Raw genomic sequence first — 13077 nt, 5'->3', positions numbered from 1 at the left:
CTTAGCTAATATTATTAATGACCTTAAGATTAATCACTCCCCTGCATTTCATGTATATAAACTTATGTTTTTATACATGAAAAAAGACATCCTATACGGGATGTCTAGTATAACAATTAAAAGATTTACAAAAGTAGTTTCTCTTATGAAAAGCACTAAATACATCTTTCATGTTAGACACCTCCCAGTTTCCCCGTGGGTTTTTTGGTCTATATCCTATGGCAGGTCTCCTGACTTCATATCAACATGTATTCTAACCTTCCCATTAACTAAGTTAACAGTGGCTTATCTAGAATACACTCCTTGTTACAGTGACGGGTTCGTGTTGGATTTTCACCAACTTCCCTTTTAATTTAAAGAATAAACTTTAAAACCATAAAATATATTTAATTTTATACATTCATTATATCATTGTTTATAGTGAATTTAAAGCCAAATCAATGATGTTATACATGAACCATATTTATTATTAAGCTTTATTTGCTTCACCTGCTTTAAATATTGCAATTTTAGTACATAGTGGGCCTATTAACTCATATATAACAGTTCCTGCCAATATTATAGTTCTAATTTGGGTACCATAAGCTGGTAATTCATTTTGAACTATAAGTGCTAGTCCAATAGCTACTCCTGCCTGTGGTACTAAAGTTAATCCTAAGTATTTTTGAACTATAGGTTCTGATTTAGCTATCTTAGCTCCTAAATAAGCTCCTAAAACTTTACCAATAACTCTAGCTATTACATAGCCAGCTCCAATTATACCTACAGTCTTCAAAACTGACATATCTAGTTCTAATCCTGATATGGTAAAGAATGCTATAAATATTGGATTAGTAAATTCATCTAATACAGTAAGTAATTTAGTTTTACCATCGGTAATGTTACTAATGGTTCCACCCATAACCATACAAGTTAATAATCCAGACAAATGTAATTTGTTAGCTAGGCCTATAGCTAATAAAATTACACCTATAGCCATGCTCATAGTTTGCTCTCTACTGTTAGATAACCTATTAATAAATGCTAACACAAATCCTAGTATTATTCCTAAAACAGCAGATCCTATAATCTCTATAAAAGGATTCATTATTGACATCACTGTCAAAGCTCCTGTACCATTTGTTAAAGCTTTTGCAATAGATAAAGCTATTCCAAAGGCTATAACTGCAATGGCATCATCTATAGCAACTACTGGTATAAGAGTATTTACTAAGGGTCCCTTAGCTCTATATTGCTTTAGAACCATAATTGTAGCTGCAGGTGCTGTTGCTGAAGCTATTGCGCCTAAAGATAAACTAAAAGCTAATGGTTGCTTAAATACTGTTATCATAACTAAAGTTACAACTACTACTGCCATAAGTGCTTCAAATAAAGCTATAATTATAATTCCAGAACCAATTTTCTTTAAATCCTTAAAATTAAGAGAACTACCTATACTATAAGCAATAAACCCTAAGGCTGCCTCTGAAATAACTGTTAATCCATGGATAGCTTCAGTAGGTACAATCTTTAAAACAAAAGGTCCTATTATTATCCCTGCTACTAAGTATCCTGTTACCTTTGGTAGTTTAATATAACTTACTAGTAATCCTAAAAATATACCTGCAAGTATTACTATCCCTAGTACATATAACCAATTCATCTTTAACTTCAGTCCCTCCTATTTTTGTTGAAAGCTACCTCCAATTACTCTATTAACCGGAATTGTAAATGCTATTCCATTACCTGGACCATTTAATCCTCCAGTTACTTTGTTAATAATTTCTAGTGCTTGTTCTATTCTTTCTTTCTTTAAAACGGTAAATACTGTTTTATTAGATGACCTTCCTTTGTTTAATAACAATTGAAGTGAAGAAAACATACTTGCATCTTCACAACTAGATAAAATATTAGCCATCCCTACAGTATCAATAATTGTAGACCCACTTATACCTATGTTAGTGAATTCAACCATTATTTCCTCTAAATCTCTTGGGTCATTTAATACAAATATAAGAACTTCCATTTATATCCCTCCTCTTCCTTATATATCTATTATATATTTTCGGTTGATTAAAATCAAATTTACATAAATTTTATTTAATTAAACTAAATTTAACAAAGTGCATAAAATATTTATATTTTGCGTTCACATACCAACTTACTACAACATATTATAAATTATATTGTATCAATAAAATGGAGTGTATTAATATGAGAATGGCTAATGATAAATTTAGTATTAACGATATAATTATGAATCATGGTATGCCTGAACCAACAGCTTATGCAGTAATTGAAGGTGGACCTTTAGCTCCTGAACTACGTGGCAGAGCATTATTTTGCTGTTTAGATGATGGGATAATTCTTAGAGTATATATTACTGGTATTCCAAGATACAACTCTGAAGGAAAACCTTCACTTTTCCATGGATTTCATATTCATGAGTTTGAAAGTTGTAATATAGGTGATCCAAGTGATCCTTTTAAAACTACTGGTGGACATTGGAATCCAACAAATGAACCTCACCCTTATCATTATGGAGATCTTCCACCACTAATGTCATCAAATGGTATTGCTGCAATGGATGTTTATTTAAGCAGATTTTCTATAAAAGATATTGTTGGAAAAGCTATCATAATCCATGAAAATGCTGATGACTTTACTAGTCAACCTGCTGGTAATTCTGGGAAACGATTAGCTTGTGGAATAATAATGCCTACTTAGATACTGTTAATACTTATTAATTGTTAATACAAATTCTATATATCAAGCTTATAAATTTTATACTAAAGTAAAGAACTATATCAAAACATATCTTGATATAGTTCTTTACTACTTTATTTTACTACTTTACAATATTTCTTTTTAAAAATTCTTTCTTACTGTTTATAATATCATCTAAGGTTATAAAATTTATACTATCTCTACTAAATTCTTCATCACATATTCTAATACTCTGAGTTCTTATAAGATTATCTAAATACTGTTTTATCATTAATCCATTTTTTATTACTAAATTTGGATTACCGTATATGTCTATTATAGTTTTATTAATTTCCTCTTCTGCATCCTTCGATAAAGAATATCCCTTTTTACTTAATATACTTAATGCTATATTACATAGTCCCATATAATCATAATCTTCAAAATCAAACCAAGTTGGAAATCTATAGTTAAAGGCTGGATTAGATAATACTAGTTTTTTCATCCCTTCTTTTTCTCCTGAAAGGATTAATATAACCTTATTATTTTTATCTAAGAATTTAATGAAATCTGATACTATTTTATTATATTGCTGTTCCTCTAGGAGAAGGTCTACCCTATTTAGAAATAGCATTTTCCCTGAAAATTTACTAAATATATCTTCAATTTTTATTCCCTTATTAATCATTGCCATGAATTCATATTTATCCATTTCTACAATGTTTTTGGCTTTAACTATTCCCATACTATAATACATTTCTGAGAGAATATTAGCTACAGTTTTCTTCCCTGTTCCATTTTCCCCTGTAAATATTATATTCATATATCTATTGATATCTGAGCCTAATCCTAATTTCTTTCTTCTTTCTCTAACTTTTAAAAGCTTATATTGATTTTTCAAAAATTCCTTTGCATCCTCATTACCAACTAATAGCTCTAATCTACTATCTAGATTAAAGATATTATCATCTTCAATAACATTTATATTTTCTACATCCTTAGCAGTTATAAGGTTCATCTCATAGACACTGATATCCTCTTCTACAATTCTTATGCTTTGATTTCTGATTAGTTTTTCCACATAATTTCTAACCATCCTTCCATTTCCTGATTGTGCATCTGAGTTATTGTAGATTTCAACAAAGCTTTTCTTTAAAGCTATGTATCCATTCTTAGATAACTTAAACCCCTTTGCTTCAACAAGCTTTACAGCCATCTCAAAAAGTTCATTGGGATTATAGTCTGCAAAATTAGTCCATAATGGAAATCTTGACCTTAATCCAATGTTTACATCGAAGAATTCTTCCATTTCTTCTTCATACCCAGCTAATATCACTATTACTTCTTTAGAATAATCTTCAATTAACTTTAACAGAGTCTCTATGGCTTCAATTCCTAATGAATCATTGGCAAGGGTATATGCTTCATCAATAAATAATACTCCACCTAAAGCTTCTTTAAACTTCTCTTCTGTTTTCTTTGGGGTTTCCCCTGGAATTTCTGATACAAAACTTGATCTATCAGTTTCTACTAGTTGGCCTACCTTTAATAGTCCCATACTATTTAGCATTTCAGCTACTAATCTTGCTATGCTTGTTTTACCTGTACCTGGATTACCTGTAAATACCATATTTAAATTTTGCTCTATCTTAGTATTTACTCCAACAGACTTCCTTTTTTCTTGAGCAACTATAAGCTTATATTGACTTCTTAATAGTTTTTTAACGTCATCAAGTCCTATTATTTCATTTAATTTTTCTTCTAAATCAAACTTTGCATTTGCTCTAAAGTTAAAGTTATCTCTATCTAATAAATCAATTTCCTTATCACTATTAGTTAGATACTTTTTAGAAGCATCAATTATTGCATTTTCCACTATGTTTCTTACAAACCTAGCATTACCTAAATCATTTTTGCCTGTAATTTGGTTTCTTGTAAATAAATCTATTAACCCTGCTTTTACATTTTTGGTTATTCTATACCCCTTAGATTTAGCTATGTTAACTGCTATTTCATACATTTCTACTGGATTGTAATCTTTAAAGTGTATAGTATTTGAAAATCTAGATTTTAGACCTTGATTTATAGTTAAAAATCTTTCCATATCCTTTTCATAACCAGCTAATATGACTATTAAATTATCTCTATTGTCCTCAATGCCCTTAAGTAATGCATCTACTATTTCCTTACCTACCTTATCTTCTTCACTTTCACATAAGGAATATGCTTCATCTATAAATAGTACTCCTCCTAAGGCGGAACTAATTATATCATTTGTTCTCTTAGCTGTATCATTAATGTTCTCTGTAACGAAATCTGCTTTACTCACCTCTACAAATACACCTTTAGATAATATACCTAAGGCGTTTAAATATTCAAAGGTAACCCTAGCTGCATTAGTCTTTCCTGTGCCTGCATTTCCCGTAAATATCATATTCATAGATATCTTTGAAGTTTTTAGTCCAAGTCTTTTTCTTATTTTTTGTACCTTCCAATTATTTTCAACATTTATTATAAAATTCTTAAGTTCCTCTATACCTATTATAGAATCCAATTTATATTTTACTTCTTCAAGGGTAGGTACTAGATAGTTTTCTAACTTGTATATTTCATCATCTGATTTGCAATATATCTCATTCTTATCTACATATATTAAAATCTGACTTTCATTATAAAGTCCTTCTTTTTGTATTAGGTTCATAATTGGTTTGTAAATTTTATAGGATATATATTCACTGATTCCAAAATTGCTATCTTCTATGAAGTTTTCTTGTAAGAAACTACAAATTCCAAAGTTATCTTCCTCTTCATCTTTATTCTCTATTCCAAGAACTATATTTCCTTGCATATGCTTTTGTATACCATCTATTGACCTTAACACTTCTCTTCTAATTACTTTATTTTGTTCCTCTTCTGTAAGGCTTTCAGTATATAATACCTCTTCCCTATTATCTAAAATTCCATCTCCTATTACATTATCATCACTATTATAAATAAATATGAAAAACTTATTATGACAGATAAATTCTCCTATATTGTCTATATCCTTAATCTTTGCTTCAATAAGAAACTTATTTTTCATAATGTAGTTATCTTTTAACTTTAAACAAGTATTAGGATATATTTCTGATAACACATTTAAAATATTTTCTGAAGCTTTTTCAGTATTTTTAAACATTATTACCTGTGAACTACTATTTAGTTTTTCATATAAGTCACTTAAAAAAGCATTATATCCTAAATTAAAACTGTAAGAAGCTAAATCTATTTCATCTATATGATAATCTTCAGTTATTCCTTCCTCATTAAGTTTTTCAAATAATAACCTTACACTAGCTTTTTTAAAAGTTCCTCGTTTACCAGCTAAAAGTAATATGCCCTTCTTATCTTCTTCAAACTTTTCTTTAAAATAATTGCACAATTTATGAATGAATTCTCCTTGCCCTATTATTTCATTATTCATTTTTTTTACTATATTTAAAAAACCATTACTTAAACTTTTGTCTTTCATATATAACTTCACCCTTTCTTTTGTTTATGTTGTTATCTTTGTATTATAATTTCTTTACTAATTATATAGTTCTTCTAAATCTTTTAGTAATTGAATTTTACCTCTTGATATTAATAAATATCCTTTTTTCTCTAGTTCCTTAAGCTTTCTGCTTATTACTTCTCTTGAAGAATCTAATTCAAAAGCAAGTTCCCCATGGGTTGTATAAATTATTTTAGTATTCTTACTAAGTAATAATTTAACCAATCTACTTTCTAAAGATTCATGAATTCTAGCTTCTTTGTTTTCTATAACCCCTCTAAATTTTGAATATAAATCTTTATATATAACTTGCATAAATCTAAAATCACTTAATAAATAGGCTTTCACTATATCTGATGGTAAAATAGCAATTAAAGAGTCTTGCATGGCTATGCCTTCTATATTTAGTGATTGACAATTTACAAAGCAGCTTAATGCTTCATGACATAGCTCACCACGCTCTACATTGTATAAATTAGTTTCATTTCCCTCTTCTGTTACTTTTTGAACCTTTATAATTCCACTTATAACAAATAACATACCTATGCAGTTTCCACTATCTGTTTTTAAATACTCCTCACTTAATAAACTTTTAAAAATTACATTTTTTCTTATAATTTCATGGCTATCATCTATTTTTTTTAATACAGGATAAGCATCATACAAAGCTTCAAGTCTTTTATTAAATACATCTAAACTATTTAACATATTATCCTCCTAAAAAATTGCTTGTGTGACTATATCACATATTTTCTTTTAATTATACAGTTATAATATGCTTACTACAACATTTATAAAACAGGAGGATATAAATTTATGGAAAAGAAAATTGTTAAAAGGAAGGCTTATGTGGATACTAGCTACTGTGTAGCCTGTGGTGCTTGTGAAAAAGTCTGTCCCCTTGGAGCCATTGCTATTAACAAGGGTATTTTTTCAAAGGTTGATTATGATAAATGTGTTGGATGTGGAAAATGTGTTAAAGCTTGCCCTGCATCTACTATAGAAATTAAACAACTAGGAGGCAACTAATGAAAAGGAAGAAAAAGCATCTTTATGAATATCTTTGGATATTATCATCCCTATATTTAATTTTAGGGTTATTTAATATACTCTTTGCTTGGCTAGGGTTAATTTGCTTTATCGTACCTTTATTAATTTCAATAGTTAAAGGAAATAAAGGCTATTGCAATAAATATTGTGGTAGAGGACAACTATTAGATTTATTAGGTAATAAATTAAAATTATCAAGAAATAAGCCTATGCCTAAATTTTTAAAATCTAAATATTTTAGATACGGATTTTTAATTTTCTTTTTAACTATGTTCATTAGTATGGTATTTAACACATATTTAGTTTTCCAAGGGACAAATACTCTAAAAGAAGTTCTTACTATACTTTGGACCTTTAAATTACCTTGGAACTTCACAGATTTATCCTATGTTTCTCCTTGGATAGTTCAATTTAGTTTTGGCTTCTATAGCTTAATGTTAACTTCAACTTTCCTAGGTATAATTACCATGGCCCTTTATAAACCACGTTCTTGGTGTGTTTATTGTCCAATGGGTACCATGACTCAAGGAATTTGTATAATTAAAGATATGAAAAAATAGAGGGCTAACCCTCTATTTTTATTATATCTAGAATCTAAAATCACGTTTTCCTTCATTAAGTTCTTTTAGGTGTTCCTCTACAATACCCTTAACTTTAGGATTAGGAATTTTCATAGCTTCATTTTTTATGACTTCTTCGCCTTTAGCTTTTGTATCTTCAGATGCATAATCCTCTAGATACTCTTTTAAAGTCATTAGGGCGTTAGGTAAACAACAGTTAGAAATTTGACCTGATTTTACTAACTGCATAAATCTGTCTCCTGTTCTACCTTCACGATAACAAGCAGTACAAAAACTAGGAATATATCCCATGCCAAGTAACCAATTTACAATTTCATCTAGAGTTCTTGTATCACTGATATCAAATTGTGCTGAATTTTCTTCTTCTTTTTCCTTCTGAGCATATCCTCCAACACTTGTACATGAAGCTCCACTAATTTGAGAAACTCCAAGATGAAGCACTCTTTCTCTAGATTTTTGAGATTCCCTTGTAGATACAATAATTCCTGTATAAGGTACTGAAATACGTAAGATTGCAACAATCTTTGCAAATATATCATCAGAAATTCCATTAGTAAAATCTTCTGGATTTACTTCATCAGCAGGACAAATTCTAGGTACACTGATAGTATGTGGTCCTACTCCCATGGATGCTTCTAAATGCTCTGCATGCATAAGTAATCCAACAAAATCATACTTATACATGTTTAATCCAAATAAAACTCCTATACCAACGTCATCTATACCACCCTCCATAGCTCTATCCATAGCTTCAGTGTGATAATTATAATCATGCTTTGGTCCTGTTGGATGTAATTCTTCATATAATTTTTTATTATAAGTTTCTTGGAATAATATATATGTTCCTATTCCAGCTTCTTTTAATTTTCTATAATTCTCAACAGTAGTAGCAGCAATATTTACATTTACTCTTCTTATAGCACCATTTTTATGTTTTATGCTATATATAGTCTTTATACTTTCTAATACATATTCTATAGGAGAATTTATAGGATCTTCACCTGTTTCTAGTGCAAGTCTTTTATGTCCAAGATCCTGTAATGCAATTACTTCCTTTTTAATCTCTTCTTGAGTAAGTTTCTTTCTAGCTATATGTTTGTTTCCATGGTGATACGGACAGTATATACATCCATTAACACAGTAATTAGAAAGGTATAATGGAGCAAACATAACTATACGATTACCATAAAATTTATTCTTTATCTCCATAGCTAGCTCTTCTATCTTTTTATTTTCTTCTTCTAAATCACATTCTAATAGTACTGCTGCTTCTTGGTGGTTTAAACCTTTACATTCTCTAGCCTTCTCTATAATACTATTTATTAACTCTTTATTATTTTTATTTTTCTTAGCATATTCAAGGGTTGATAATATTTCTCCATCTTCAATAAATTCAGTTGCTACCTTAGATTTTACATTATACATACATCTACTCTTCTTTCTTAATAAGATTTTAAGTGCTTTATTCTAATATATACCTAATTCGTTCTGATTTTATATATTTACTCTACTTCTTTGAATAGATCGTTTTTACAGTAATACCATCGAGCATACCCAACTTACCAGATAATGAACTAATAATATCATTAGTTGCATCTATAATTACGCTGATAACACACACCTCCTTGTCGCGATATGGTACCCCCATTCTCCCAACAATATATTGTCCATAGTCATGTAAAATATTATTTAATTTTTCTGTAGCTGTAGTATCCTCTACTATAATTCCAATCAATGCGATTCTTGTTTCCAAAGCTTAAGCTCCCCTCAAAAAAATACTCTCTGCGTCCCAATAGAGAGCAGAGATAGTATATCGCTATCCTATGACACCGCCTTATCATTTGGGCTAACCCTCATGTAATTCAGAACGATTTAAATCTATTACTCTTCCTCCTTGGATACTTCCTTAGAGTAAGACTACATTTTTATTTTAACACCTATTACAAATATTATCAATTATTACTTATACATTGAAAAACACTTTAACTTTGTATACAATTAATTGGGACAACCATATAAAATATGAGAAATAGATTAACAAAATACTAGAAAGGATATTAATTATGGGAAATTTGATTTTATCAATTAATGTAGTTTTACCACTGTTTCTTACCATGGCTTTAGGATATATATTAAAGCGATTGAAAATGTTTGATGACAATACTCTAAAGGTTATGAATAGTATCACCTTTAAGGCTTTTTTGCCTCTATTGTTATTTTATAATATATATAAAACAGATTTAAAAGGAGCTATAAATCCGAAACTTATTTGCTTTGCACTTATAAGTGTTACCCTTACCTTTATAGTACTATGCATTCTCATTCCCCTTATTGAAAAGGATAATAAAAAACGTGGTGTTTTGATACAAGGTATATTTCGTAGCAACTTTATAATATTTGGTCTACCTGTAGCATGTTCCCTATTTAGTGAAGACAAAGTTGGTGTTGTAGCTATACTAATAGCCACTGTTGTTCCTTTTTTTAATATGTTAGCAGTGATATCCTTAGAAATTTTTAGATGCGGAAAGCTAGATATTAAAAATACTCTAAAAGGAATTATTACTAATCCTTTAATTATAACATCAGCAATTGGACTATTATTTCTTATCTTTGGAATAAAACTTCCAACAGCTATTGAAAAATCCATAAGTGATATATCACGAATTGCTACACCTCTTTCCCTTATTTTACTTGGTGGTTCCTTTTCTTTCACCGATGTAAAAGCTCACTTGAAACAAACTATTATAGGTGTAACTGGTAGACTTATTGTAGTTCCTAGTATTCTTATGCCTATAAGTATATGGTTAGGTTTTAGAGATATAGAACTTATAGCGTTAATGCTTATCTTTGCATCCCCTACTGCTATTTCTTCCTTCACTATGGCTCAAAAAATGGATGGTGATAGTGAATTAGCTGCCCAAATAGTAGTATTTACTTCAGCCTTTTGTATACTTACAGTATTCCTGTGGATATTCACATTAAAACAGTTTAGTTTAATTTAGGGGATAGATTAAATATATAGTTGGACTATGTAAAAATAATCCGTCAACATGTTATAGATTGTATATTCTATCACTATAGTTTTCAACAGAGCCATTATTAAAAGAACTGTATGAAAATAGANNTCTATTTTCATACAGTTCTTTCAATTCTTAATTATATTTTAATGATGGTCACATCCATCATGATTACAAGTATGATTCATAGCGAATTCTGACAACTCACCATTTTTAAGCTTCTCTAAGTTTGTATTTATAGTTCCTTCTGCTGCTCTATATACCTTTATTCCTTGGGAGTTTAACTTAACTATAGCCCCTTGACCAATACCACCTACAACCACAGCATCTACTACTTCTCCTGATAATGCTTTCATTGGTTGACACATACCATGCTGATGACCTAAATCACCATTTCCTATAGTCTTAACCTCATTAGTTTCTAAATTACATACTACAAACATTGGAGCTGTTCCAAAGTGTCCATATGGTACACTCTCCATACCTTTATTAGATTTAACTGGAAAACAAACCTTCATTACTCTTCCTCCTTTAATCTCTCTTTACAGCATTTCTTTACCACCTTACAATTTTTTTCACATTGTAAAGCATGAAAGCTCTCTAAACTTACATTAAACTTATCATCTATTGAGCATATGTCATCAGTAATTAATACATTAATAAATTCTATAGCTTTTTCTAAAACTTTCTTATTTAAGTCATAGATTACATGATATCCTCTTTTGTAACCTACAATTAAATCTACTTCCTTAAGAATTTTAATGTGTTGTGATACTGCAGCTTCAGAAATTTGTAAATGCTTAGCTATTGCCTTTGCACAAATATTCTTCTTAGATAATAATATTAGTATTTTTATCCTTGTCTCATCACCAATAGCTTTAAAAACTTTTACACTTTCTATCATATATACTCCTTTTATAATATAATTTAATTAAGCATTAACTTAATTAAATTATATTACTCTTAAGTGATTATATCAACTACAAATTAAAATATTCTATACAATAATTAAAGTTATTTTCTTTTAGCCCCTTTATATGCTCCAATACCACCTCTAACATTAATCACATTAAACCCTTTTTTAGTCAGTCTCCTACAAGCAAGTGAGCTTCTCGAACCTGTTTGACACATAAGGTAATATTCATCTTCTTTTTTAAGATATCTATCTGGATTGTTTAAAAGATTTCCCATTGGAATATTTCTAGCTGTTTTTAAACTTCCATTTCTATATTCATATATTTCTCTAACATCAATTAAATTAATCTTACCTAACAAACTATCTATATCATTAATACTTATTACTTTTCCATTATCCCTTTTTAAAAAGTTAAACATTGTAATGCCTCCCTATATATGATAACTCAAAATCTGCTTTTTATTATACATATATTTTACCCTTTTTAATATTTTATTTATGTGAGTTAATCACTTATTGTTTATTATTAATGGTCAGATGGATTTTGCAGTCACTAAATTTAGATTTAACTAATTTTCATATAAAATGTAATAAAAAAATAAGAACTATAAAACTGAAAGTTTATAGCTCTTATTTTTTAACAGCCTAATGTTATATATTGTCTTCTTTCTATTTTAGCGCTTCACATATAATTGATTCATGAAAATCAGTATTCAATATATCCATGAAGACTTCATCAAACTCATTATTTCCATATATAATAGAGTTTCTTCTTCTTCCTATCTCTTTAAAGCCAATCTTCTTGCATAAGTTAATGGCCCTTTCATTAAAAGAAAAAGTCTCTATCATTATGTTTCTAAGATTTATCACATTAAAAGCAAAATCCAATATTAGCTTTGTTGCTTCTGTTCCTATACCTTTATTTCTATGATTCGAATCTCCAATAAACATTCCAAGAACAGCATTTCTGTGTATGTGGCTTATTCTCATAAGCCTTATGACCCCTATAGCCTCGTCGTTTTTAGAGTCAACTATATAGAAGGCATATCCTCTCTCATTCATACTATTTAAATACTCTCTTTGAGCATCAACTGTTATCATATCTGATATATCTCCAGTTCTTAAGGAAACCCTCAAGTCATTACTCCATTGAGCTACCTTATCTGCTAGTATATCATCCACTGGAGAAAGATAACATTTATCTCCAACTAATTTCTTTAAAAATTTCATCATATCTCACTTTCTTTTATGCATGCTAAATCTATTGTATTTTATGGAAACTCCTTCTCATATATA

General features: G+C 29.2%; 12 protein-coding genes, 1 pseudogene and 1 riboswitch. Of the genes and pseudogenes, 4 read left to right on the top strand and 9 right to left on the bottom strand.

The features are described 5' to 3' along the window. Positions 1–203: 203 nt before the first annotated feature. A riboswitch (cobalamin riboswitch) is annotated at positions 204–393 on the bottom strand. A gap of 76 nt (positions 394–469) precedes the next feature. Both B3086_RS15655 and B3086_RS15650 read right to left on the bottom strand, forming a co-directional pair. Further along, entirely contained in the window at positions 470–1642 is a 1173-nt protein-coding gene (locus B3086_RS15655; protein WP_346847330.1) for a cation:proton antiporter, read from the bottom strand. Positions 1643–1660: 18 nt separating this feature from the next. Continuing rightward, positions 1661–2005 carry a hypothetical protein gene (locus B3086_RS15650; RefSeq protein WP_346847329.1) on the bottom strand — a complete coding sequence of 115 codons (345 nt, stop codon included), beginning with the start codon at positions 2003–2005 and terminating at the stop codon, positions 1661–1663. A 188-nt stretch (positions 2006–2193) separates the two neighbouring features. Here B3086_RS15650 and B3086_RS15645 point away from each other — a divergent pair, with 188 nt between their 5' ends. Further along, positions 2194–2706 (top strand): superoxide dismutase family protein, encoded by a 513-nt coding sequence (locus B3086_RS15645; RefSeq protein ID WP_346877249.1) that lies wholly within the window; start codon positions 2194–2196, stop codon positions 2704–2706. A 121-nt stretch (positions 2707–2827) separates the two neighbouring features. Here the strand turns inward: B3086_RS15645 and B3086_RS15640 are convergent, their stop codons facing one another. Further along, positions 2828–6196: an AAA family ATPase gene (locus B3086_RS15640; protein ID WP_346879479.1), complete on the bottom strand. Its 3369-nt coding sequence runs from the start codon at positions 6194–6196 to the stop codon at positions 2828–2830. A gap of 57 nt (positions 6197–6253) precedes the next feature. Further along, the gene (locus tag B3086_RS15635; RefSeq protein ID WP_346893880.1) at positions 6254–6925 is read right to left on the bottom strand and encodes a Crp/Fnr family transcriptional regulator; all 672 of its coding nucleotides are present in this window, start codon (positions 6923–6925) and stop codon (positions 6254–6256) included. A 108-nt stretch (positions 6926–7033) separates the two neighbouring features. On the opposite strand from B3086_RS15635, the gene B3086_RS15630 reads away from it, so the two are divergent. Further along, positions 7034–7246 carry a 4Fe-4S binding protein gene (locus B3086_RS15630; protein ID WP_150845245.1) on the top strand — a complete coding sequence of 71 codons (213 nt, stop codon included), beginning with the start codon at positions 7034–7036 and terminating at the stop codon, positions 7244–7246. Next, positions 7246–7827: a 4Fe-4S binding protein gene (locus B3086_RS15625; RefSeq protein WP_346847325.1), complete on the top strand. Its 582-nt coding sequence runs from the start codon at positions 7246–7248 to the stop codon at positions 7825–7827. The genes B3086_RS15630 and B3086_RS15625 overlap by 1 nt, the downstream gene beginning before the upstream one ends. A 27-nt stretch (positions 7828–7854) precedes the next feature. Here B3086_RS15625 and hydG read toward each other — a convergent pair whose 3' ends face one another. After that, a complete protein-coding gene (gene hydG, locus B3086_RS15620; protein WP_346877245.1) occupies positions 7855–9273 on the bottom strand; it encodes a [FeFe] hydrogenase H-cluster radical SAM maturase HydG in 1419 nt (472 codons plus the stop codon). A gap of 82 nt (positions 9274–9355) precedes the next feature. After that, on the bottom strand, positions 9356–9601 hold the full coding sequence (locus B3086_RS15615) for a TM1266 family iron-only hydrogenase system putative regulator (RefSeq protein WP_150845249.1): 246 nt from the start codon (positions 9599–9601) through the stop codon (positions 9356–9358). Between the two features lie 310 nt (positions 9602–9911). On the opposite strand from B3086_RS15615, the gene B3086_RS15610 reads away from it, so the two are divergent. Then, positions 9912–10850, top strand: coding sequence for an AEC family transporter (locus B3086_RS15610; RefSeq protein ID WP_346879478.1), 939 nt, complete (start codon positions 9912–9914; stop codon positions 10848–10850). A gap of 161 nt (positions 10851–11011) precedes the next feature. On the opposite strand, the pseudogene B3086_RS18055 reads toward B3086_RS15610, so the two are convergent. The 3 genes and pseudogenes from B3086_RS18055 to B3086_RS15590 all read right to left on the bottom strand — a co-directional run bounded on the left by B3086_RS18055 (position 11012) and on the right by B3086_RS15590 (position 13014). Next, a pseudogene (locus B3086_RS18055) lies at positions 11012–11769 on the bottom strand (metalloregulator ArsR/SmtB family transcription factor). Between the two features lie 110 nt (positions 11770–11879). Next, positions 11880–12200 (bottom strand): rhodanese-like domain-containing protein, encoded by a 321-nt coding sequence (locus tag B3086_RS15595; RefSeq protein ID WP_346847321.1) that lies wholly within the window; start codon positions 12198–12200, stop codon positions 11880–11882. Positions 12201–12450: 250 nt separating this feature from the next. After that, a complete protein-coding gene (locus B3086_RS15590; protein WP_346847320.1) occupies positions 12451–13014 on the bottom strand; it encodes a GNAT family protein in 564 nt (187 codons plus the stop codon). Positions 13015–13077 lie beyond the last annotated feature (63 nt).

The organism is Clostridium sp. UBA871, from assembly GCF_002295255.1.
GTDB classification, from domain to species: domain Bacteria; phylum Bacillota; class Clostridia; order Clostridiales; family Clostridiaceae; genus Clostridium_J; species Clostridium_J sulfidigenes.
The sequence above is the reverse complement of the archived record's forward strand: the minus strand, read 5'-3'. Positions and strand labels throughout refer to the sequence as shown.

Bases quoted from the DNA above. Each gene is read 5' to 3' on its own strand.
- B3086_RS15625 (WP_346847325.1), top strand. From the start codon at position 7,246: ATGAAAAGGAAGAAAAAGCATCTTTATGAATATCTTTGGATATTATCA.
- B3086_RS15595 (WP_346847321.1), bottom strand. From the start codon at position 12,200: ATGTTTAACTTTTTAAAAAGGGATAATGGAAAAGTAATAAGTATTAAT.
- B3086_RS15640 (WP_346879479.1), bottom strand. From the start codon at position 6,196: ATGAAAGACAAAAGTTTAAGTAATGGTTTTTTAAATATAGTAAAAAAA.
- B3086_RS15590 (WP_346847320.1), bottom strand. From the start codon at position 13,014: ATGATGAAATTTTTAAAGAAATTAGTTGGAGATAAATGTTATCTTTCT.
- B3086_RS15630 (WP_150845245.1), top strand. From the start codon at position 7,034: ATGGAAAAGAAAATTGTTAAAAGGAAGGCTTATGTGGATACTAGCTAC.
- hydG (WP_346877245.1), bottom strand. From the start codon at position 9,273: ATGTATAATGTAAAATCTAAGGTAGCAACTGAATTTATTGAAGATGGA.
- B3086_RS15635 (WP_346893880.1), bottom strand. From the start codon at position 6,925: ATGTTAAATAGTTTAGATGTATTTAATAAAAGACTTGAAGCTTTGTAT.
- B3086_RS15655 (WP_346847330.1), bottom strand. From the start codon at position 1,642: ATGAATTGGTTATATGTACTAGGGATAGTAATACTTGCAGGTATATTT.
- B3086_RS15645 (WP_346877249.1), top strand. From the start codon at position 2,194: ATGAGAATGGCTAATGATAAATTTAGTATTAACGATATAATTATGAAT.
- B3086_RS15650 (WP_346847329.1), bottom strand. From the start codon at position 2,005: ATGGAAGTTCTTATATTTGTATTAAATGACCCAAGAGATTTAGAGGAA.
- B3086_RS15610 (WP_346879478.1), top strand. From the start codon at position 9,912: ATGGGAAATTTGATTTTATCAATTAATGTAGTTTTACCACTGTTTCTT.